The organism is Pseudomonas quercus (genome assembly GCF_012033695.1).
Lineage (GTDB): Bacteria > Pseudomonadota > Gammaproteobacteria > Pseudomonadales > Pseudomonadaceae > Aquipseudomonas > Aquipseudomonas quercus.
Genome location: NZ_JAAVJI010000013.1, coordinates 21,327 through 43,631 on the forward strand (window position 1 = coordinate 21,327; position 22,305 = coordinate 43,631).

Annotated in this window: 19 protein-coding genes, 1 tRNA gene and 2 pseudogenes; 19 read left to right on the plus strand and 3 right to left on the minus strand. The window is 58.8% G+C overall.

Annotated features, from left to right (window positions below):
- The first annotated feature begins 96 nt into the window (after positions 1 to 96).
- The 11 genes from HBH25_RS18285 to HBH25_RS18335 all read left to right on the plus strand — a co-directional run bounded on the left by HBH25_RS18285 (position 97) and on the right by HBH25_RS18335 (position 13,917).
- Complete coding sequence (locus HBH25_RS18285) at positions 97 to 2,868, plus strand: LPS-assembly protein LptD (protein WP_168085376.1); 2,772 nt, start codon at positions 97 to 99, stop codon at positions 2,866 to 2,868.
- Positions 2,843 to 4,141 (plus strand): peptidylprolyl isomerase, encoded by a 1,299-nt coding sequence (locus tag HBH25_RS18290; RefSeq protein WP_195755889.1) that lies wholly within the window; start codon positions 2,843 to 2,845, stop codon positions 4,139 to 4,141. Before HBH25_RS18285 ends, HBH25_RS18290 begins: the two co-directional genes overlap by 26 nt.
- 5 nt (positions 4,142 to 4,146) lie before the next feature.
- The gene (pdxA, locus tag HBH25_RS18295) at positions 4,147 to 5,124 is read left to right on the plus strand and encodes a 4-hydroxythreonine-4-phosphate dehydrogenase PdxA (RefSeq protein WP_178089045.1); all 978 of its coding nucleotides are present in this window, start codon (positions 4,147 to 4,149) and stop codon (positions 5,122 to 5,124) included.
- The gene (rsmA, locus tag HBH25_RS18300) at positions 5,124 to 5,948 is read left to right on the plus strand and encodes a 16S rRNA (adenine(1518)-N(6)/adenine(1519)-N(6))-dimethyltransferase RsmA (RefSeq protein WP_168085379.1); all 825 of its coding nucleotides are present in this window, start codon (positions 5,124 to 5,126) and stop codon (positions 5,946 to 5,948) included. Before pdxA ends, rsmA begins: the two co-directional genes overlap by 1 nt.
- Before the next feature lie 63 nt (positions 5,949 to 6,011).
- Positions 6,012 to 6,392: a Co2+/Mg2+ efflux protein ApaG gene (gene apaG, locus HBH25_RS18305; RefSeq protein WP_168085380.1), complete on the plus strand. Its 381-nt coding sequence runs from the start codon at positions 6,012 to 6,014 to the stop codon at positions 6,390 to 6,392.
- Entirely contained in the window at positions 6,392 to 7,213 is an 822-nt protein-coding gene (locus HBH25_RS18310; RefSeq protein WP_168085381.1) for a symmetrical bis(5'-nucleosyl)-tetraphosphatase, read from the plus strand. The genes apaG and HBH25_RS18310 overlap by 1 nt, the downstream gene beginning before the upstream one ends.
- Before the next feature lie 17 nt (positions 7,214 to 7,230).
- Positions 7,231 to 7,560, plus strand: coding sequence for a thiosulfate sulfurtransferase GlpE (gene glpE / locus HBH25_RS18315; protein WP_168085382.1), 330 nt, complete (start codon positions 7,231 to 7,233; stop codon positions 7,558 to 7,560).
- Between the two features lie 289 nt (positions 7,561 to 7,849).
- The gene (locus HBH25_RS18320; RefSeq protein WP_168085383.1) at positions 7,850 to 9,772 is read left to right on the plus strand and encodes a PrkA family serine protein kinase; all 1,923 of its coding nucleotides are present in this window, start codon (positions 7,850 to 7,852) and stop codon (positions 9,770 to 9,772) included.
- 147 nt (positions 9,773 to 9,919) lie between these two features.
- On the plus strand, positions 9,920 to 11,191 hold the full coding sequence (locus HBH25_RS18325) for a YeaH/YhbH family protein (RefSeq protein WP_168085384.1): 1,272 nt from the start codon (positions 9,920 to 9,922) through the stop codon (positions 11,189 to 11,191).
- Positions 11,188 to 12,750 carry a SpoVR family protein gene (locus HBH25_RS18330; protein ID WP_168085385.1) on the plus strand — a complete coding sequence of 521 codons (1,563 nt, stop codon included), beginning with the start codon at positions 11,188 to 11,190 and terminating at the stop codon, positions 12,748 to 12,750. The genes HBH25_RS18325 and HBH25_RS18330 overlap by 4 nt, the downstream gene beginning before the upstream one ends.
- 51 nt (positions 12,751 to 12,801) lie before the next feature.
- Positions 12,802 to 13,917 carry a tRNA nucleotidyltransferase/poly(A) polymerase-related protein gene (locus HBH25_RS18335; protein WP_168085386.1) on the plus strand — a complete coding sequence of 372 codons (1,116 nt, stop codon included), beginning with the start codon at positions 12,802 to 12,804 and terminating at the stop codon, positions 13,915 to 13,917.
- Here the strand turns inward: HBH25_RS18335 and folK are convergent.
- Both folK and folB read right to left on the minus strand, forming a co-directional pair.
- Positions 13,914 to 14,417 (minus strand): 2-amino-4-hydroxy-6-hydroxymethyldihydropteridine diphosphokinase, encoded by a 504-nt coding sequence (folK, locus tag HBH25_RS18340; RefSeq protein ID WP_168085387.1) that lies wholly within the window; start codon positions 14,415 to 14,417, stop codon positions 13,914 to 13,916. The two genes, HBH25_RS18335 and folK, sit on opposite strands and share 4 nt — an antisense overlap.
- A complete protein-coding gene (gene folB / locus HBH25_RS18345) occupies positions 14,408 to 14,761 on the minus strand; it encodes a dihydroneopterin aldolase (RefSeq protein ID WP_168085388.1) in 354 nt (117 codons plus the stop codon). The genes folK and folB overlap by 10 nt, the downstream gene beginning before the upstream one ends.
- A gap of 71 nt (positions 14,762 to 14,832) precedes the next feature.
- On the opposite strand from folB, the gene plsY reads away from it, so the two are divergent.
- Positions 14,833 to 15,402: a glycerol-3-phosphate 1-O-acyltransferase PlsY gene (gene plsY / locus HBH25_RS18350; protein WP_168085389.1), complete on the plus strand. Its 570-nt coding sequence runs from the start codon at positions 14,833 to 14,835 to the stop codon at positions 15,400 to 15,402.
- Here plsY and tsaD read toward each other — a convergent pair.
- On the minus strand, positions 15,399 to 16,424 hold the full coding sequence (tsaD, locus tag HBH25_RS18355; protein WP_168085390.1) for a tRNA (adenosine(37)-N6)-threonylcarbamoyltransferase complex transferase subunit TsaD: 1,026 nt from the start codon (positions 16,422 to 16,424) through the stop codon (positions 15,399 to 15,401). The two genes, plsY and tsaD, sit on opposite strands and share 4 nt — an antisense overlap.
- A 201-nt stretch (positions 16,425 to 16,625) precedes the next feature.
- Between tsaD and rpsU the strand changes: the two genes are divergently transcribed.
- The 7 genes and pseudogenes from rpsU to HBH25_RS18385 all read left to right on the plus strand — a co-directional run bounded on the left by rpsU (position 16,626) and on the right by HBH25_RS18385 (position 22,264).
- Positions 16,626 to 16,841: a 30S ribosomal protein S21 gene (gene rpsU / locus HBH25_RS18360; RefSeq protein WP_002551877.1), complete on the plus strand. Its 216-nt coding sequence runs from the start codon at positions 16,626 to 16,628 to the stop codon at positions 16,839 to 16,841.
- Between the two features lie 213 nt (positions 16,842 to 17,054).
- Positions 17,055 to 18,387 (plus strand): annotated as a pseudogene (dnaG, locus tag HBH25_RS18365) (DNA primase); the annotation flags it as partial.
- Between the two features lie 65 nt (positions 18,388 to 18,452).
- Positions 18,453 to 19,016: pseudogene (locus HBH25_RS23820) on the plus strand (DNA primase); the annotation flags it as partial.
- Positions 19,017 to 19,083: 67 nt separating this feature from the next.
- Positions 19,084 to 20,931, plus strand: a complete 1,848-nt coding sequence (gene rpoD, locus HBH25_RS18370; protein WP_168085392.1) for an RNA polymerase sigma factor RpoD — start codon at positions 19,084 to 19,086, stop codon at positions 20,929 to 20,931.
- Positions 20,932 to 21,116: 185 nt separating this feature from the next.
- Positions 21,117 to 21,193: transfer RNA gene (locus HBH25_RS18375), tRNA-Ile, on the plus strand.
- Positions 21,194 to 21,570: 377 nt separating this feature from the next.
- Entirely contained in the window at positions 21,571 to 21,825 is a 255-nt protein-coding gene (locus tag HBH25_RS18380; protein WP_168085393.1) for an AbrB/MazE/SpoVT family DNA-binding domain-containing protein, read from the plus strand.
- A gap of 64 nt (positions 21,826 to 21,889) precedes the next feature.
- Entirely contained in the window at positions 21,890 to 22,264 is a 375-nt protein-coding gene (locus HBH25_RS18385) for a hypothetical protein (RefSeq protein ID WP_168085394.1), read from the plus strand.
- Positions 22,265 to 22,305 lie beyond the last annotated feature (41 nt).

Genomic DNA, 22,305 nt, shown 5'->3' on the forward strand with positions numbered 1-22,305 from the left:
CGGGTCATGCTTTATTATCCAGCATCTTTTTCAGACCATCGAGAGGCGTGCATACCCGCACGGGCAGATGGCACGCAGGAAGCCCGGACTAATAAGATGGCATTGAAATCCCCCGCGTTTCGTAGAAAATTCCCGTTGCTGGTAACCGGCTCACTGCTGGCGATGCAGCCTTTTGCCGTACCGTTCGCAAGTGCGGCACCGCAGTATGACTGCCAAGTGTCCGCTTCGGGTTCCTGGGACTGCAAAACCCGCGACGCCAATACGGCGCTTCCGCCGCGCCCGCAGCATAATGCCACTTCGGTGAGCTCGGCGCAGGGTACCGAACAAGGTACTGCGGCTGAAGGCACAGGCCCGGCGACCACGCTGGTGACCGAAAGCAAGGGCCGTGGGCTCAAGTCCCGCAGCGCCGACTACAGCCACCTGGACTGGGTCCCTCGCGAGAAGCTGACCCCCGCCCAGCTGGCCGAAACTGGCCCCTACTGCTCTGGTACCTATGTAGAGCCGCTGCGCCCGGGCATGAACGACAAAACGTCCAAGTCCGATGCACCGACCTACCTGAATGCCCGCGCCTCCCGTTACGAGGAGCAGTCACAAACCGCTACCCTCGCCGGTGATGTGGTCATGCGCCAGGGCAGCATGCAGGTCGAAGCCAACGAGGCGGCGCTGCACCAGTCCGAAAACCGCGGTGAGCTGAACGGCAACGTGAAGCTGCGTGACAACGGCGCACTGATCGTCGGCGACCACGCCGAGGTGCAGCTGGATACCGGTGCGGCGCAAATCGACAACGCCGAATACGTGCTGCACAAGCAGAAGGCCCGGGGCTCGGCCTTGTACGCCAAGCGTGCCGAGAACGCTATCATCCGCTTGAAGGACGGCACCTACACCACCTGCGAACCCAGCAGCAATGCCTGGTCCATCAAGGGCAACAACATTACCCTCAACCCAGCGACCGGCTTCGGCACTGCGACCAACGCCACGCTGCGGGTGAAGGACATTCCTGTTCTGTACACGCCGTACTTCTATTTCCCGATCGACGACCGCCGCCAATCCGGCTTCCTGGCGCCGAGCTTCTCGAGCAGCAGCGACAGCGGCTTCACGCTGGTCACCCCGTACTACTTCAACCTGGCGCCTAACTACGACGCCACCCTGTACCCGCGCTACATGGCCAAGCGCGGCCTGATGATGGAAGGCGAATTCCGCTACCTCACGCCGGGCAGCGAAGGCCAATTGGGTGCTTCGTACCTGAACGACGAGAACGACGACCGCAAGGATCAGTCCGACTATTCAGACCGCCGCTGGATGATCAACTGGCAGCACAAGGGTGGCATGGACACCCGTCTGCTGAGCGAGGTGGACTACACCCGCATCAGCGACCCGTACTATTTCCAGGACCTGCAAACGGATGTCATCGGCGTAGAACGCCGGGACTTCGTGAACCAGCAAGGTGCGCTGACCTACCGTGGGCAAGGTTACACGGCGCGGCTTAACGTGCAGTCCTACCAGCTGGCCACCGTAGCGGACATCACGCCATACGATCGTCTGCCGCAACTGACCCTGGATGGCATATTGCCCTTCCAGCCGGCTGGCTTGCAGTTCAGCTATCACACCGAAGCGGTACGGTTTGATCGCGACCTTCGCACCGGGACCTATCGCAACGAAGACAATGTAATTGATAGGCGGATCGACGAAAACGTTCAAGGCCTGAATCGGGCAAACGGCGACCGCCTGGACTTCGTGCCGGCTGTTTCCCTACCCATGGAATGGAGCTACGGTTACATCCGGCCCACGCTCAAGTACAAGTACACTCAGTACGACCTGGACCTGGATGGCACGGGCAAGCGCCAGATGGCCCAGAACGGCCAGAGCTTCGACAGTTCCCAGAACATCAGCGTCCCGATCACCAGCATCGACAGTGGCCTGTACTTCGACCGCGATACTCAGATGTTCGGCACCAATTACCGCCAAACCCTGGAACCGCGCCTGTTCTACCTGTATGTGCCTTACGAGAAGCAGAGTGACATTCCTGTATTCGATACCGGCGAAAGCGTATTCAGCTACGCCTCGCTGTTCCGGGACAACCGCTTCAGCGGTGGCGACCGTATCGGCGACGAAAACAAGCTGTCGCTGGGCGTGACCAGTCGCTGGATCGAGGACAACGGCTTTGAGCGCCAGCGCTTCGCCATTGGCCAGGCGGTGTACTTCAAGGACCGCAAGGTTCAGTTGCCGGACATCAACTACCGCGACCGCGACGAAGCGCAAGCCAACGTTTCGCCGTACGCCCTGGAATACGAATACCGCTTCAACCGCGACTGGCGCTTCACTTCGGACTTCAACTGGGACCCGGACAGCCGCAGCACTCGCTCGGGCAGTGCCATGTTCCACTACCAGCCTGAAGACAACCCCAACAAGGTGGTCAACGCCGGCTTCCGCTACCGCGACGACACTATCCATTACGACACGGCGACGGGTCGCTGGCAGTTCGGGGGCGACTACGGCACCCCTGGCCAGGCCAACTACGTGAAGGACTACTACAAGATCCAGCAGCATGACTTCTCGGTCATCTGGCCGCTGGTTCCGCAGTGGAACCTCATCAGCCGCTGGCAGTACGACTACAACCGCAACCGCACGCTGGAAGCCTTCGGTGGCTTCGAGTACGACAATTGCTGCTGGAAACTGCGCCTGATCAACCGTTACTGGGTCGATTATGACGAGTACAGCCAGAACGCTCCTGAAAACGAGAAGGGCGATCGCGGCATCTTCCTGCAAATCGTGCTCAAGGGCCTGGGTGGCGTAGTGGGCAATAAAGTCGAAGGTTTCCTCGACAAAGGCATTCAGGGTTATCGTGAACGTGAAGACCATGCTATGTGATCGACTGCGCCCCTTGCTGTTGGGCGCACTGTTTCTAGGTTCCCTGGCGCACGCGCAGGTTCAACCGCTGGACAAGGTAGTGGCCATCGTCGACAACGACGTGATCATGCAAAGCCAGCTTGAACAGCGCGTGCAGGAAGTGCGGCAAACTATCGCCAAGCGCGGTGGTGGCACCCCACCGGAAGAAGAACTGCAAAAGCAGGTCCTGGACCGCCTGGTATTGGAAAACCTGCAGTTGCAGATCGGTGAACGCTCCGGCATTCGCATTACCGACGAGGAACTCAACAGCGCCATGGGGACCATTGCTCAGCGCAACAACATGAGCCTGGACCAATTCCGCGCAGCCTTGAGCCACGACGGCCTGTCCTTCAACACCGCCCGGGAGCAGGTGCGTCGCGAGATGATCATCAGCCGGGTGCGCCAGCGCCGCGTTGCCGAGCGTATTCAAGTGAGCGAGCAGGAAGTGAAGAACTTCCTGGCCTCCGAAAGCGGCAAGGCGCAGCTGTCCCAGGAATACCACTTGGCCAACATCCTGGTTGCCACTCCCGAAGCGGCCAATGCGCAGCAGATACAAGCCGCTGGCAATCAGGCCATGGCGTTGTACCAGCAGTTGCGTGAAGGCGCGAACTTCGCGCAGTTGGCAACGGCCAAGTCGGCCAGTGACAACGCCCTGGAAGGCGGTGACATGGGCTGGCGCAAGGCTGCGCAGCTGCCTCCTCCCTTCGACCAGATGCTGGCCGGCATGAAGCCGGGCGATGTGACTCAGCCCGTGCGTACGCCAGGCGGTTTCATCATCCTCAAGTTGATGGAAGCTCGGGGCGGCCAGGCTGAAATGCGTGATGAAGTGCACGTGCGCCACATCCTGCTCAAGCCTAGCGAAATCCGTAGCCCTGCTGAAACCCAGCGGCTGATCGAAACGCTCTATACGCGTATCCAGGACGGTGAAGACTTTGCCACCCTGGCCAAGAACTACTCGGAAGACCCTGGCTCGGCGCTCAACGGTGGCGACCTGAACTGGATCGACCCGCAGTCCCTGGTCCCGGAGTTCCGCGACGTGATGGCGCAAACGCCTGTCGATACCGTTTCCAAGCCCTTCCAGAGCCAATTCGGCTGGCACATTCTGGAAGTGCTGGGCCGGCGTGCAACCGACGCTACCCAGCAAGCACGCGAGCAACAGGCCCTCAACGTATTGCGTAACCGCAAATACGACGAAGAGCTGCAAACCTGGCTCCGTCAGATCCGTGACGAGGCCTACGTCGAAATCAAGCAGTGAGCGTGATGCGTTTTGCCGTCACGCCTGGCGAGCCAGCAGGCATAGGTCCAGACCTTTGCCTGCTGCTGGCTTCCAACGCCCAACCCTATCCGCTTATCGCCATTACCAGCCGTGACCTGCTCGCCGAGCGGGCCACCCAGCTGGGGCTGGCTGTTGCGCTTCACCCGGTGAACAGCCTGGCGTTGCCCGACACCCCGGCACCGGCAGGCACGCTCTACGTACTGGATGTGCCCTTGGCTGCCCCCGTAGTAGCTGGCCAGCTGGACCCCGCCAATGCCCAGTTTGTGCTCGACACCCTTACCCGCGCAGGCGAAGGCTGCCTGGCGGGCGAGTTTGCCGGCATGATTACCGCCCCGGTGCACAAGGGCGTCATCAATGAGGCCGGTACGGCCTTCTCGGGGCATACCGAGTTCCTGCAGGCGCTATGCGGTGCCGAACAGGTGGTCATGATGCTGGCCACGCGTGGGCTGCGGGTAGCCTTGGTTACAACGCACCTGCCCTTGCGCGAGGTGGCAGAAGCGATTACTCAGGCCCGCGTAGAACGCGTGGCCCGTATTCTTCACCAGGACCTCAAGGATAAGTTCGGGCTGTCAGCACCGCGCATTCTGGTCTGTGGGCTGAATCCCCATGCGGGCGAAGGCGGCCATTTGGGCCGGGAAGAAATCGATGTAATCGAGCCTGTGCTGGAGCGCCTGCGCGCTCAAGGGTTGGACCTGGTAGGCCCGCTGCCCGCCGACACGCTTTTCACCCCCAAACACCTGGAGCACTGCGACGCGGTGCTTGCCATGTATCACGACCAGGGCCTGCCGGTGCTGAAGTACAAAGGCTTTGGCGCGGCGGTCAACGTCACCCTGGGCCTGCCGATCATTCGCACCTCAGTCGACCACGGTACGGCCCTGGACCTGGCCGGTAGCGGCAAGGTGGACACCGGCAGCCTTCAGGTCGCCCTTGAAACTGCCTATCAAATGGCTGAGGCACGTTAATGACCGAGCATTACCAACACCGGGCGCGCAAGCGGTTCGGGCAGAACTTCCTCCATGACGCTGGCGTGATCGACCGCATCCTGCGGGCCATTCACGCACGTGAAGGCGACCGCATGCTGGAAATCGGCCCTGGCCAGGGCGCCCTGACAGAGGGCTTGCTAGCCAGCAATGCCCGGCTGGACGTCATCGAGCTGGACAAAGACCTGGTGCCTATTCTGAACCACCGCTTTGCCGAGCGTGGCAATTTCAGCCTGCACCAGGGTGACGCGCTCAAGTTCGACTTCACTCAACTAGGCGCGGCCCCACACAGCCTGCGTGTTGTCGGCAACCTGCCCTACAACATTTCCACGCCCCTGATTTTCCATCTGCTCAGCAATGCTGCCCTGATCAAGGACATGCACTTCATGCTGCAGAAGGAAGTGGTCGAGCGTATGGCTGCAGGACCAGGTGGCGGAGACTGGGGCCGGCTGTCGATCATGGTGCAGTACTACTGCCGCGTAGAGCACCTGTTCAACGTGGGTCCCGGCGCGTTCAACCCGCCGCCAAAGGTAGATTCCGCCATTGTGCGGCTTGTGCCTCACAGCACCCTGCCCCACCCGGCCAAGGACCATCACCTGCTTGAGCGCGTGGTACGAGAGGCGTTCAACCAGCGTCGCAAAACCCTGCGCAATACGCTCAAGGCCCTGCTGCCTGCTACAGCCATCGAAGCCGCCGGAGTGGATGGCAGCTTGCGCCCTGAGCAGCTGGACCTAGCCGCGTTCGTACGCTTGGCCGACCAGTTGGCCGATAGCACATCGGCGCACGAGCATGGCCCAGGCCATTGATCATTCGATGGCCTAGACTCCACGTATGGCTTGTTTTTCCGCTTTCGCTTTAAAGGCCGCCTCATGCCCGAGCTTCGTTACCGCATAAATGTTTCTGTCGACACCCGTTTTCTGGTCGAGCAATCGAACCCTGCCCAAGGGCGTTACGCGTTCGCCTATACCGTAACTGTGCGTAATGAAGGGCAGATGGCTGCGCGCCTGGTGTCTCGGCATTGGGTTATCACGGATGGCAATGGCAAGGTCGAAGAAGTACGCGGCCCTGGGGTGATTGGCCAGCAGCCGTTGATCGCCGCAGGGCAAAGCCATACCTATAGCAGCGGGACCATCATGGCGACCCAGGTCGGCATCATGCAAGGCAGCTATCAGATGGTGGCAGAAGATGGAACGCCCTTCGATGCCATCATCGCGCCCTTCCGGCTCGCCGTTCCAGGTGCCCTTCACTGATGGCAGTGTACGCAGTCGGTGACCTTCAAGGGTGCCTGGACCCACTCAAGCGTTTGCTGGACAAGGTAGCCTTCGACCCGGCACACGATCAGCTATGGTCCGTGGGCGACTTGGTGAACCGTGGGCCCCAGTCTCTTGAAACACTGCGTTTTCTGTATGCCATCCGCGATTCGCTGGTGTGCACACTAGGCAACCATGACCTTCATCTGATTGCAGCCTGGTACAACATCGAACGCTTGAAGAAGGGAGATACGCTCAGAGAAGTGTTGGATGCACCCGATGCGCCTGAGCTGGTGCAATGGCTACGTGGCCAAAAGCTGTTGCATTACGACGAGCTACGCAACATTGCCATGGTGCATGCCGGCATTCCGCCAAACTGGACGCTGGGCAAGGCGCTGGGCTATGCCGCTGAAGTGGAAAACGCGCTGCGCGATGACAACCTGATCACTGCTTACCTGGATGGCATGTACGGCAACGAGCCGGCCAAGTGGAGCAAGGACCTGAGCGGTGTCACACGCCTGCGCGTGATCACCAATTACTTTACGCGTATGCGCTTCTGCACGCGCGAGGGCAAGCTGGACCTCAAAGGCAAGGAAGGCGCTGACAATGCACCACCGGGGTACGCACCCTGGTTCAGCCACAAGGGCCGCCGTAGCCGCCATGTGCGCATTGTCTTTGGCCACTGGGCGGCACTGGAAGGCCGCTGCAACGAGCCAGGCGTGTTTGCTTTGGACACAGGCTGTGTCTGGGGCAACGCCATGACACTGATGAACGTGGACACCTTGCAGCTCCACCGCTGCAAATGTTCACCCAACCCTTGAGGGGTAAAGAAGCCAACATGTCCGAATTCAAACGCATTGCTCCACAGGAAGCGCAAAACCTGAGGGAAAAGGGCGCCGTAGTGGTCGACATTCGCGACCCACAGACCTTTGCCAGCGCTCATATACGCCAGGCAACGCACCTGGACAACCATTCACTGCACGACTTCATTGCCAAGGCTGACCTGGATGCTCCTCTGGTGGTCGTGTGCTATCACGGCAATTCAAGCCAGGCCGCAGCCGCCTATCTGGCTAGCCAAGGCTTTTCGGACGTCTATAGTCTTGATGGCGGTTTTGAAAGCTGGCGTACAACGTTTCCTGATGAAATAGATCCGCCAGCGCCCAGCTGAATTTTTTTGTCATCTGAGTCACCCGCAGGGGACCCCGTTTCCGGGCGCCCCGGCGGTTTTGCGCCCCTCCGTTTATGAAACAGGCCCCAGTCGGCCTTGAATTTCTGGATTACCAACTATCCTTAAGCCCAGGCCATCCAAAACAGGGGAGAGCCGGTACACCGGCGCGCGGGTCATCGGTGGAGATTTTCAGATGTTCTGGGGGGTAATGGCAGCAGGCTCGTGCGGCTGCCACCAAGCATCGGCTGAGTGATCCGACGTCGGCTCCGGTATCGAGCGAGGTGACGTCATGAGTATTTTTAGCCACTTCCAACAACGTTTCGAAAGCACGCGACAGGAAGAACTCTCGCTTCAGGAATACCTGGAGCTCTGCAAGACCGACCGCAAGGCCTATGCGTCTGCGGCCGAGCGCTTGCTTACGGCCATCGGCGAGCCGGAACTGGTGGAAACGGCGAACAACTCCAGGCTGTCCCGCATCTTTTCCAACAAGACGATCCGGCGCTACCCGGCGTTCAAGGACTTCCATGGGATGGAAGACTGCATCGACCAGATCGTCTCCTACTTTCGCCATGCCGCGCAGGGCTTGGAAGAGAAGAAACAGATCCTTTACTTGCTGGGCCCGGTAGGCGGCGGCAAATCCTCGCTTGCAGAAAAACTCAAGCAATTGATGGAAAAGGAGCCGTTCTACGCCATAAAAGGGTCGCCTGTGTTCGAGTCCCCGCTGGGGCTGTTCAACGTGGCCGAAGACGGTGACATCCTTCAAGAAGATTACGGCATCGACAAGCGGTACCTGAACACCATCATGTCCCCGTGGGCGACCAAACGCCTGGCGGAGTTCGGTGGCGATATCAGCCGGTTCAAAGTGGTCAAGCTCTACCCTTCCATCCTCAACCAGATTGCCTTGGCCAAGACCGAGCCTGGGGATGAAAACAACCAGGACATTTCTGCCCTGGTGGGCAAGGTGGATATCCGCAAGCTTGAGGAGTTCCCGCAGAACGACGCAGACGCCTACAGCTATTCAGGCGCGCTGTGCCGTGCCAACCAAGGCATGATGGAATTCGTGGAAATGTTCAAGGCACCGATCAAGGTGCTCCACCCCTTGCTGACCGCTACGCAGGAAGGCAACTACAACAGTACGGAAGGGTTGGGTGCCATCCCCTTTACCGGTGTACTGCTGGCGCACTCGAACGAATCGGAGTGGCATACCTTCCGCAACAACAAAAATAACGAAGCCTTTATCGATCGGATCTACATCGTGAAGGTGCCCTACTGCTTGCGCGTCAGCGACGAGATCAAGATCTACGACAAGCTGTTGGTCAACAGCTCGCTCTCCCGAGCGCACTGCGCCCCGGATACGCTGAAGATGCTGGCGCAATTCACGGTGCTTTCACGCCTCAAGGAGCCCGACAACTCCAATATCTATTCAAAGATGCGCGTGTATGACGGCGAAAACCTAAAGGACACAGACCCTAAGGCCAAGTCCATTCAGGAATACCGAGATTCAGCGGGTGTCGACGAAGGCATGAACGGGCTGTCTACGCGCTTTGCCTTCAAGATTCTATCGAAGGTGTTCAACTTTGACCCTCACGAAGTGGCGGCAAACCCTGTTCACCTGCTTTACGTGCTGGAGCACCAGATCGAGCAGGAGCAATTCCCTGCCGAAACACGAGAGCGCTACCTGCGCTACCTGAAAGAGTACCTTGCCCCTCGCTACATCGAGTTCATCGGCAAGGAGATCCAGACGGCTTACCTGGAATCCTATAGCGAATACGGGCAAAACATCTTTGACCGCTATGTGCTTTACGCTGACTTCTGGATTCAAGACCAGGAGTACCGCGATCCGGAAACCGGCGAAATCCTCAACCGGGTAGCCCTGAACGAAGAACTGGAGAAAATCGAAAAACCAGCCGGCATCAGTAACCCGAAGGATTTCCGCAACGAAATCGTCAACTTCGTATTGCGTGCGCGTGCCAATAACAATGGCAAGAACCCAACCTGGCTCAGCTACGAGAAGCTGCGTGTGGTAATCGAAAAGAAAATGTTCTCCAACACCGAGGACCTTCTGCCGGTTATCAGTTTCAACGCCAAAGCCAGCAAAGAGGACCAGCAGAAACACAACGACTTCGTTACCCGTATGGTCGAGCGTGGGTATACCGACAAGCAAGTGCGGTTGCTGTCGGAGTGGTACTTGCGCGTGCGCAAGTCTCAGTAGGAGAAAGCGGCAAGTATCAAGCCGCAAGCTGCAAGCTACCCGGCGCCGGGCATTACCTGGCGCCTTAACTTGCAACCGCGGTGGCTGCTCTTTCTTGTAGCTTGAAGCTTACGGCTTGAAGCTGCGTCAGCCTCCGGAGGGGCTCTGATGAGTTATGTGATCGACCGACGCCTGAATGGCAAGAACAAAAGTACGGTGAACCGCCAGCGGTTTCTGCGGCGGTACCGTGACCACATCAAGAAAGCAGTAGAAGAAGCCGTAAGCCGTCGCTCCATCACGGACATGGAACATGGCGAGCAGATCAGCATTCCTGGCCGCGATATCGATGAGCCCGTACTTCACCACGGCCGCGGTGGCAAGCAAACCACCGTTCACCCTGGTAACAAGGAGTTCACCTCAGGCCAGCATATCCCCCGCCCTCAGGGTGGAGGGGGTGGGAAAGGCGCTGGAAAGGCAGGCAACTCCGGCGAAGGCATGGACGAGTTCGTATTCCAGATTACACAGGAAGAATTCCTCGAATTCATGTTCGAGGACCTTGAACTGCCTAACCTTGTAAAACGCCACCTCACAGGCTCGGAAACGTTTAAAACGGTGCGGGCCGGTATTGCCAACGAAGGCAACCCTTCCCGTATCAACATCGTGCGCACCCTTCGTTCCGCCCACGCCAGGCGTATCGCGCTATCAGGCAGCAGCCGCGCCAAGCTACGCGAGGCGAAAGCTGAACTGGAGCGTTTGCGACGGGAAGAACCTGACAACTTCGGCGATATCCAGCTACTTGAAGCAGAAGTGGAAAAGCTCAGCGCTCGCATTCATCGGGTGCCGTTCCTCGATACCTTCGACCTGAAATACAACCTGCTGGTCAAGCACCCCAACCCCAGTTCCAAGGCGGTGATGTTCTGCCTGATGGACGTGTCAGGGTCCATGACCCAGGCAACCAAAGACATCGCCAAACGTTTCTTTATCCTGCTGTACCTGTTCCTCAAGCGTAATTACGACAAGATCGAAGTGGTGTTCATTCGGCACCACACCAGCGCCCGCGAGGTGGATGAAGAGGAGTTTTTCTATTCCCGGGAAACCGGCGGCACCATTGTGTCCAGCGCCTTGAAACTGATGCAGGAAATCATGGCCGAGCGCTATCCCAGTAACGACTGGAACATTTATGCCGCCCAGGCCTCGGACGGGGACAACTGGAACGATGACTCGCCCCTCTGCCGGGAGATTCTGACCAAGCAGATCATGCCTCACGTGCAGTACTACACCTATGTAGAGATTACGCCACGGGAGCATCAGGCCCTATGGTTCGAGTACGAGCGGATCGGGGATCACTTCCCAGACACGTTCGCCCAGCAACAGTTAGTGACAGCCGGGGACATCTACCCGGTGTTCCGTGAACTTTTCCAGCGCAGGCTTGTGACATGAACGCGAGAGAACAGAAGCGTCAACCGCTGTCCGTTGGCTCGGAATGGACGTTCGAGCTAATCCAGGCCTACGACCGTGAAATAGGCCGTATCGCAGCACGCTATGCCTTGGATACTTACCCTAATCAGATCGAAGTCATCACGGCCGAACAGATGATGGATGCCTATGCCTCGGTGGGCATGCCTTTGGGCTACCACCACTGGTCCTATGGCAAGCACTTCCTGAGTACGGAAAAATCCTACACCCGTGGGCAAATGGGCCTGGCCTACGAGATCGTGATCAACTCTGACCCATGCATCGCCTACCTGATGGAGGAAAACACCATCGGTATGCAGGCGCTGGTCATTGCCCATGCCTGCTATGGCCACAACAGCTTCTTCAAAGGCAATTACCTCTTCCGCACCTGGACAGACGCCAGTTCGATCATCGACTACCTGGTGTTTGCCAAGCAGTACATCATGCAGTGCGAAGAGCGCCATGGCATCGATGCCGTAGAAGAGCTACTGGACTCCTGCCATGCCCTGATGAACTACGGGGTGGACCGCTACAAGCGGCCCTACCCTATTTCCGCTGAAGAAGAGCGCCGCCGCCAGAAAGACCGCGAAGAACACTTGCAGCGGCAGATCAATGACCTGTGGCGAACCATTCCCAAGGCCATGGAAAAAGTCAGTGATCAGAATCACTCGCGGTTCCCGCCTGAGCCGCAGGAAAACATTCTGTACTTTATTGAAAAGCATGCGCCATTGCTGGAGGGCTGGCAGCGTGAAGTGGTAAGAATCGTGCGCAAGATTGCTCAGTACTTCTATCCCCAGCGGCAAACCCAGGTGATGAACGAAGGCTGGGCGACCTTCTGGCATTACACACTCATGAATGACCTGTATGACGAAGGGCTTGTGACCGACGGGTTCATGATGGAGTTTCTGCAATCCCATACCAGCGTAGTGTTCCAGCCGGGCTATGACAGCCCGTACTACAGTGGTATCAACCCCTATGCGCTGGGCTTTGCCATGTACCGCGACATTCGTCGCATCTGCGAAAACCCCGACGACGAAGATCGACGCTGGTTCCCGGAAATAGCCGGCAGTGACTGGCTTTCGACGGTCAAGTTTGCCATGGGCAGCTTCAAGGATGAGAGCTTCATCCTGCAGTACTTGTCGCCCAAGGTTATCCGTGACCTCAAGCTGTTCAGTATTCTGGATGACGACCAACGCGATGACCTAATGGTGCCCGCCATTCACGACGATGACGGCTACCGGCTGATCCGTGAAACCTTGGCGGCCCAATACAACCTGGGCAACCGAGAACCGAACGTGCAGATCTACAGTATTGATCGCCGCGGCGACCGATCCCTTACGCTTCGCCACCAGCAGCACGACCGTAAACCCCTTGGGGAGTCTACCGAAGAGGTGCTCAAGCACCTTCATCGGCTGTGGGGCTTCGACGTACATCTGGAAACCGTACAAGGCGACCGTATTGTGAAAACCCATCACGTACCGCCGCGCGCTGACCACAGCGACGGTGACTATGGTCGCTTGGACATGGCCGTGGTTCACCTCTGAGCTGATCCTTCTGCGCCATGGGTATATCCTGTGGCGCTGAAGGAGAACCCCATGAAAATGTACAAGGTCGGCGGTGCCGTCCGCGACCAATTGCTAGGCCTGCCTGTTACGGATGTGGATTGGGTGGTGGTAGGCGCCACTGCGCAAGACATGCTGGACCTGGGCTACCGCCCAGTAGGCGCAGACTTTCCCGTGTTCATTCACCCTCCCACTGGGGAGGAATACGCCCTGGCTCGCACCGAACGCAAAAGTGGCCGCGGCTACGGTGGCTTCGTGTTCCATGCCAGCCCGGAGGTTACCCTTGAAGAGGACCTGTTACGCCGGGATCTGACCATCAATGCCATGGCCGAAGACGACGATGGCCACCTCATAGACCCTTACGGTGGCCGGGCTGACCTGAACGGTCGCTGGTTACGCCATGTCGCCCCCGCCTTTGCTGAAGACCCTTTGCGTGTGCTTCGCGTGGCGCGGTTCGCCGCCCGCTATGCCCCGCTAGGTTTCCGCATTGCCCCTCAAACCCTTGAGCTGATGCACACCCTAAGCGCCTCTGGCGAACTGCAAGCGCTGACGCCGGAGCGCAGTTGGAAAGAAATTTCCCGTGCACTGATGGAGCCTACACCGCGCGTTTTCTTCGAGGTATTAACGGCCTGTGGCGCGCTGGGCGTGCTCTTTCCAGAACTTGAGACGTTAGGCGACTCGAACCTGAACAGCCTTCAGCTGGCTGCCCAGGCGGAGCAGCCCCTTACCGTGCGCTGGGCCAGCCTGCTCTTGGGCTTGGGGGAACCGGCCGTGCTCGCCCTTAGCCAGCGGTTCAAGGTGCCACGGGAGTGCCAGGAGCTGGCTCAGCTCAGCGACCGCTACGCAGGCCAGGCTTGCCGGGGCGTCGCACTCGGGCCGCAACCGCTGCTGGACATGCTGCAGGCGTTCGATGTGTACCGGCGCCCGCAACGCTTCGAGGAGTTCGTGCAAGTATGCGCACTGGCCCTGCGTGCTCAGGGCCAGCAGCCGGACCCGCTGGCCACCCAACTGCATGACCTGGCAGCCGCCGTGCGCGGGGTGGCGGTAAAGCCACTGATTGAGGCAGGCTTTTCAGGCCCAGCCTTGGGCGAGGCATTGAAGCAGGCGCGCCTGCACGCCGTGGCTGACTATTGCAGGGGGGCTGCTTAGCCCTGCCCCTTGGGTTGCCAGTGGAAAGGCACTGGCTCAAGGCGCTGGTCAATGGTTGCGCTTTCCCAAAGGCTGCCAAAGCTGCGCCCCTCGCCGGGGTGTAGCGTGTCCGGGGCCAGCAATGCCAAAGGCCATAGCACAAAGGCATTGCGCAGAATTTCGGCACGCGGCAGCACCAGCCCATCGAAATTGCCTACCTGCTGGCCATACATCAGCACGTCGATATCGAGCGGTAGCCCTTTGCGGTCGGGTGCATAGCGGCCATTGTCTGCTTCGATGAACTTGAGCTTGCGGTCTAGCACCATCAGCGGCAAGTCGGTCAGGCCGGTCACCACCAGGTTGATGAATGGGTCGCTCTTGATGCCCACGGCTTCGCTTTCGAATGCAGGCGACAGGCGCATATCGTCCAGCACGCACGCCAAGGCATCCAGCCCCGCTTGCAGGTGTGCATGGCGGTCGATATTGCTACCGAGCCCCAGGTAGACACGGGTCAGCGGCATCCGCGCTCGATCTCCACGCCTACGCCCTTGGCCGCGGGAACGGCACCCGGCTTGGTAACCCGTACACGCAACCAGGTGATGGAAAAATCATTCATAAGGATCGCTGCCAGGCGCTCGGCGAAGGTTTCCACCAACTCAAAGCGTGCGGTTTCTGCAAAGGCTTGCACGGCCTCGGACACCTTGGCGTAGTCCAGCGCCTGGGTGAGGTCATCATCGGCGGCAGGCAAACGGTTGTCCCAGCCAAAACTGAAGTCCAGCCGCAAGCATTGGCGAATCTCACGCTCCCAGTCATAGGCGCCGATGACGGTATCGACCTCCAGCCCTTCGATGAACACGATGTCCACGTACCTCTCCTGTAACGACAAAGGCGCGTTGCGCCGTTAGAATCCGAACGTCCACGCTCGGAAGGGTTAGCATGTCCTGGTTACTGGCCGCCCTGGCCTACCTGCTTGGCTCCGTGTCCTTCGCCATCCTGCTCAGCCGCCAGGCCGGCATGCCGGACCCCCGTGCGAGCGGTTCAGGCAACGCAGGCGCCACCAACATGTTACGGGTAGCAGGGCGCAAGCTGGCCATACTGACCCTGTTGGGCGACCTTCTCAAGGGCGTGGCACCTGTACTGCTGGCCAACGCGCTGGGGCTGGGCTTGCAAGCCCAGGCCTGGGTTGGCCTGTGTGCAGTGATTGGCCATCTGTTTCCGCTGTATTTCAATTTCCGAGGCGGCAAGGGCGTTGCGACTGCAGCCGGCGTTCTCCTGGGCCTGTATCCACCTGCTCTGGCCCTGGCCGCGAGCGTATGGCTACTGACCTTCGCACTCAGCCGCACCGCTTCGCTGGCGGCCCTCACGGCCATCCCGCTTACGTTGCCATTGCTAGCCTGGAAAGCGCCCCAGGCGTTGCTGCCCATGGCGGTGCTCACAGTGCTGATTGTATGGCGCCACCGGGCCAACCTGCGGGCCCTTCTAAGCGGGCACGAACGGCATTTTTAAACCGGCGGCAATTGCTCCATGGGCCAGCGTGCATGAACATGAATACCTAGTTGCTCGTGCTGGCCTGCCAGTAGCCGCTGGCAACCGGCATAGGCAATCATCGCCCCGTTGTCCGTACAGAAGCGGGGGCGTGCGTAGAACACCCCACCGCCCAGCTGAGCCGTAAGGGCTTCCAGCGACGTGCGCAACGCCTGATTCGCACTCACCCCCCCGGCAATCACCAACTGGTTGAGGCCGGTTTGCTTCAACGCCCGCTTGCACTTGATGGCCAGCGTATCCACTACGGCTTGCTGAAAGGCCAATGCAATGTCGCAACGGGTCTGCTCGCTGTCATCACCTGCGGCCTTGCACTGCTGCCAGGTATTGAGCGTAAAGGTTTTCAGGCCGCTGAAGCTCAAGTCCAGGCCAGGGCGGTCTGTCATTGGCCGCGGGAACGTGAAGCGACCAATGGTGCCCTGCTCGGCCAAGCGTGCGATTTCCGGCCCGCCTGGGTACGGCAGGCCCATCAGCTTGGCAGTTTTATCGAAGGCTTCGCCGGCCGCGTCGTCCAGGCTTTCACCTAGCAGCTCGTAGCGGCCGATGCCGTCGACTCGCACCAGTTGGGTGTGCCCGCCTGACACCAGCAACGCTACAAAGGGGAATGCAGGAGGGTTGCTTTCCAGCATAGGGGCCAACAGGTGGCCTTCCATGTGGTGCACGCCCAACGCAGGAATGCCCCAGGCAAACGCCATGGCTTGAGCGCAGGAGGCGCCGACCAGCAACGCGCCTACCAGGCCAGGGCCTGCGGTGTAGGCGATGGCGTCGATATCGTGGGCGGTGCGACCGGCCTGGCCCAGCACTTCCCGGATCAGGGGCAGCATGCGCTTGACGTGATCGCGTGAGGCGAGTTCAGGTACTACACCGCCATAGACGCGGTGCAGATCGATCTGGCTGAATAGCGCGTCGCCGAGCAGGCCATGCTCGCTGTGGTACAGCGCAACGCCCGTTTCATCGCAGGATGTTTCCAGTCCCAGTACTAGCATGGGTATCAATAGCCTTTGCCGAGGCGGTAACGAAGGCGCGCATCATAGTCGTGGCCCGCGGCGCCGACCAGCGGTTTTCGATCAGAGGCTTTGCATTCCGCGCCTCCAAGGGGTAACATCCGCAACCCTTGAAAACCGACGTATTCCACCGCGCTTTATGCAGGGGTACGTTGCCCCGGTAATGAATTAAGGTAGCCCTGGATGCCAGCCGTCAAAGTTAAAGAGAACGAACCCTTCGACGTAGCTCTGCGTCGTTTCAAGCGCTCCTGCGAAAAAGCCGGTGTACTGGCTGAAGTTCGTAGCCGCGAGTTTTACGAAAAGCCGACTTCCGAGCGCAAGCGCAAGGCTGCAGCCGCAGTCAAGCGTCATGCCAAGAAAGTCCAGCGCGAACAGCGCCGCGCCGTTCGCCTGTACTAATAGGCGTTCGCTGCAAGCATTTGTCTGGCCCGGCCTTTAAACGCCGGGCTGTTGGCAATTGTGTATCAGGTTATTCCGGCGGGCGGCCTTGTGCTGCCAACCGCGATCCAAACGCCTTACTCTCCCCGCTTGGTTACACGCCGCTCGCTGCGTAGTGCACTGCCTAGGTGCTAAACATCTTGTCCCCTCCACACCTTAGCCTGAGGGCATGGAATGGCCGGGCTTATCCCGCAAGGCTTCATTGACGACCTGCTGAACCGCACCGACATCCTGGATGTGGTAAGCGCACGCGTTCAATTGAAAAAAGCCGGCAAGAATTTTACCGCCTGCTGCCCGTTCCATAAGGAAAAGACGCCCTCTTTCAGCGTCAGCCCCGACAAGCAGTTCTATTACTGCTTTGGTTGCGGCGCAGGGGGCAATGCCCTCGGTTTCGTGATGGACCACGACAACCTGGATTTCGTCCAGGCGGTCGAGGACCTGGCCAAGGCTGCGGGCATGGAAGTGCCACGCGAAGAGTCTCGGCGCGGAAGCAAACCCCGTCAGCCAACGGACTCTCCGCTGTACCCGCTGCTGGCAGCAGCAGCGGATTTCTACCGCCAGGCCCTTCGGCAAAGCCCCGCGCGCAAAAGCGCCGTGGAATACCTGAAAGGCCGGGGGCTTACCGGTGAAATTGCACGGGATTTCGGCCTGGGTTTTGCCCCACCGGGCTGGGACAACCTGCTCAAGCACCTAGGTAGCGATACACTGCAGCAGCGGGCCATGATCGATTCAGGCTTGCTGATTGAAAACGCCGAAACCGGCAAACGGTATGACCGTTTTCGTGATCGGGTGATGTTCCCCATACGCGACAGCCGCGGGCGAACCATTGCTTTCGGTGGGCGCGTGCTGGGCGACGACAAGCCCAAATACCTGAACTCTCCGGAAACACCGGTGTTTCATAAGGGGCAGGAGCTCTACGGGCTGTTCGAAGCGCGCAAGTACAATCGCAACCTCGATGAAGTGATTGTGGTCGAAGGCTACATGGACGTGATTGCGCTGGCCCAGCAGGGTTTGCGTAACGGCGTTGCGACCTTGGGTACGGCAACCAGCGAAGAGCACATCAAGCGGTTGTTTCGCATTGTGCCCAGCATCCTGTTCTGCTTTGACGGGGATCAGGCAGGCCGTAATGCCGCCTGGCGCGCCTTGGAAGCCGCGTTGCCCAGCCTGCAGGACGGCCGCAAGGCACGTTTTCTGTTCCTGCCTGAAGGCGAAGACCCGGACACGCTGATTCGTGCCGAAGGCCTGGATGCCTTCAAAGCGCGTATTGCACAACACGCACAACCGCTAGCGGATTATTTCTTCCAGCAGTTGTCCGAAGAAGCGGACCCGCGCTCGCTGGAAGGCAAGGCTCACATGGCAACCTTGGCGGCGCCTTTGATCGACCAAGTGCCTGGGGCCAACCTCAAGGCGCTGATGCGGGCCCGGCTCAGCGAAATCACCGGCTTGAGCAGTGAGGCCATGAGCCGGCTGGCACCGGCGCAACGGGAAGCGCCACCGGCCATGGACGCCAATGCGCACGGGAGCTTCGAGGCCTCGGAGGCGTATATGCCAGCGTACCTGGAAGCGCCTGCGTATGAGCCGGAGCAGGCCTGGGCGCCGCGTAAGCAAGGTAACGGGTACGGCGGTAAAAAACGCGACGGCAAGTGGGACCGCACCGGCCAGCGCGGAGATTTCGTGCCCAAGGGGCCAAGAATACCGGCCGCTGTGGAACCACCTACGCTCAGCGCACTACGAACGTTACTGCACCACCCGGAACTGGCGACGAAAGTTGAAGTTGCCAGCCAATTGGCCGATGAAGATCAGAAGCATGCTCAATTGCTGGTCGCGCTGCTCGAGGCGCTACAGAAAAACCCTCGGCTACGTGCTCTGCAACTGATTGCCCGGTGGCACGGGACTGACCAAGGGCGCCTGTTACGGGCCTTGGCAGAGAAAGAATGGTTGATTGATGCCGACAACCTTGAACAACAGTTTTTCGACACTATTTCCAGACTGTCAGCCCGCCAACGTGAGCGCAGCCTGGAATTATTGCTTCGAAAGGCTCGGCAAGGCGACCTGAGCGCAGAGGAAAAAAACCTGCTGCGCGAACTGCTCAGCCAAAACGCAAACGCACAAAACCCGACCTCAACTGGCGTGTGAGGTCCTAGCTCGGGTATAATCCTCGGCTTGTTTTTTGCCCGCCAAGACCTTCAGTGGATAGGGTGTTATGTCCGGAAAAGCGCAACAGCAATCTCGTATCAAAGAGTTGATCACCCGTGGTCGTGAGCAGGGTTACCTGACTTACGCCGAGGTCAACGACCACCTGCCCGAGGATATTTCAGATCCGGAGCAGGTGGAAGACATCATCCGCATGATTAACGACATGGGGATCAACGTATTCGAGACTGCTCCGGATGCGGACGCTCTCCTGTTGGCCGAAGCCGACACGGACGAAGCCGCAGCCGAAGAAGCCGCCGCTGCGCTGGCCGCCGTCGAGACCGATATTGGCCGCACCACGGACCCAGTGCGCATGTACATGCGTGAAATGGGCACCGTAGAGCTGCTGACCCGCGAAGGCGAAATCGAAATCGCCAAGCGTATCGAAGAAGGCATTCGTGAAGTCATGGGGGCTATCTCCCACTTCCCGGGTACCGTCGACTATATCCTCAGCGAATACGACCGTGTCACCACCGAAGGTGGCCGCCTGTCGGATGTGCTTAGCGGTTACATCGACCCTGACGACGCCATCGCCAGCCCCTCGGACATGCCACCGCCTGTCGACCCGAAAGCCGCACCCGTGGCCGAGAAGGACGACGACGAGGATGACGACGCCAGCGATTCGGAAGAAGACGAAGTCGAAAGCGGCCCAGACCCGCTCATTGCCCAGCAACGCTTCGGCGCTGTTGCCGAGCAGCTGGCGGTCACCCGCAAGGTACTGAAGAAGCACGGCCGTGCCAGCAAGGAGGCTGTTGTCGAAATGCTGCAGCTGGCCGAGCTGTTCATGCCGATCAAGCTGGTGCCCAAGCAGTTCGAAGTGCTGGTCGAGGTGGTGCGTGGTGCACTGGACCGCGTGCGTGCGCAAGAGCGCGCCATCATGCAATTGTGCGTACGTGACGCTCGTATGCCCCGTGCAGACTTCCTGCGCCTGTTCCCTACCAACGAAGTGGACCAGGGCTGGGCAGCCTTCCTGGCCCGCGGCAAGGCGAAATACGCTGAAGCCATCGGCCGTGTGCAGGCTGAGGTAGAGCGTTGCCAGCAGAAGCTGATCGACCTTGAAGCCGAAACCGGCCTCACCGTCGCTGAAATCAAGGACATCAACCGTCGCATGTCCATCGGCGAAGCCAAGGCTCGCCGCGCCAAGAAAGAAATGGTCGAGGCGAACCTGCGCCTGGTGATCTCCATCGCCAAAAAGTACACCAACCGTGGCCTGCAGTTCCTGGACCTTATCCAGGAGGGCAACATTGGCCTGATGAAGGCGGTGGACAAGTTCGAATACCGTCGTGGTTACAAGTTCTCCACGTACGCCACCTGGTGGATTCGCCAGGCGATCACTCGCTCTATTGCCGACCAGGCACGCACCATCCGTATTCCGGTGCACATGATCGAGACGATCAACAAGCTCAACCGCATTTCCCGCCAGATGCTGCAGGAAATGGGTCGTGAACCGACGCCGGAAGAGCTGGGCGAACGCATGGAAATGCCTGAGGATAAAATCCGTAAGGTATTGAAGATCGCCAAAGAGCCGATCTCCATGGAAACGCCGATTGGTGACGACGAAGACTCCCACCTGGGCGACTTCATCGAGGACTCCACCATGCAGTCCCCGATCGACGTGGCTACGGTGGAAAGCCTGAAGGAAGCGACCCGCGAAGTCCTGTCTGGCCTTACTGCACGCGAAGCCAAAGTGCTGCGCATGCGTTTCGGCATCGACATGAACACAGACCACACCCTTGAGGAAGTGGGCAAGCAGTTCGACGTGACCCGCGAGCGTATCCGCCAGATCGAAGCCAAGGCCTTGCGCAAGCTGCGCCACCCCACCCGTAGCGAGCACCTGCGCTCGTTCCTGGACGAGTGATGCGCTGCTGAGTGTGTAACGCGCTTTACAAGAAACCCCAGGCCTTGCCTGGGGTTTTCTGTTTTGGACACGCCGTACTGCCCTACCCCTCTGCTGCCTGTGGTTTAGACACATGCAGATGCCAACGAATGGCTATTTCGGATGGCACCCAACCAAAACCCTCGTTATAATCGCGGCTCTCTAAAGGGCCTATAGCTCAGTTGGTTAGAGCAGAGGACTCATAATCCTTTGGTCCACGGTTCGAGTCCGTGTGGGCCCACCAACTTCAAAGCCGCGCATTGCGCGGCTTTCGCGTTTCTGGTGGGAGCACCTTGGATACGGCTCTATGGGCCGAGGGTAAAAAAGCGGTACAGCGGTGGTGCGTCAGCAGACCTTTGGAGGCCTCTCAGGTGGCAGTGCCATCACCCATACACAGCCACTGCTCGCTGGCGCTCATGTGCCGACTCAATATGGTCGCTCCCGCCAACGTTGCACGTGCTGCTTGCAGACAAAGGCAACGATCGCGAAGCGCTGCGCCAGCACTGCTACCCCTACCGCTATGGCATGCCACCAGCCTCAATAAAGGCATAGAGGATTTTCTTGATTTTCGTGACTCCTTACATAAAGGTAAGGAACACAAATTTTCAGCAGGAAAGCCTTATGACCACTGCAACGTTAACGTCTGAAGAGCAAGCCACCATTCCGGCCCGGATTCGCGCATCCCTTGGCCCGGGGGCTGGTGATCGGATTGAATCCGTGGAGCCAGAGCGCGGGAAGTTTGCCATCAAGCCATCCAATCATCCTGTTCAAGCCCTCAAAGGCATGATTCGCAAGCCGACGAAACCAGTAAGCATTGATGATATAAACGCAACAATCGCTGCTCAGGGAGTCGCAGCGGTGAGCGGTGAGCGGTGAGCGGTGAGCGGTGAGCGGTGAGCGGTAGAGCTTTTGGTGAAGTTTTATACGGCAATATGAAGTGATGAATACTATTCAAATCGGCCTGGCCAGTGGTCTTGTATTAGGGCTTTTAATTACTGTATGTTGCGCAATAGCATTTATTGCAAACAAATACATTGAAACCATAGAGGCACGCTTATCAAACTGCCCTTACGTGAATGACACCAAAAAAATCTGGGGCCACGTGGGTTTGTTAGGAAAAATCATGCGAGGAGGGATAATCGCCACCATTCTAATGATGCCCAACATTCATGCGAAACGCGGGTTGATTGATAGCGCCGAGGTAGGAAACCTTCCTCTTTTTTACAAAAAACTTTTAATAGCACCTATCATCGTAGGTTCTTTATTAATTTTCTGCCTTATTCTTCTTCGTATAGCAGCACACTTTCTTAATTAATATTCATTGGAACTAGCGACTACAGTAACCAAATGCTCCCC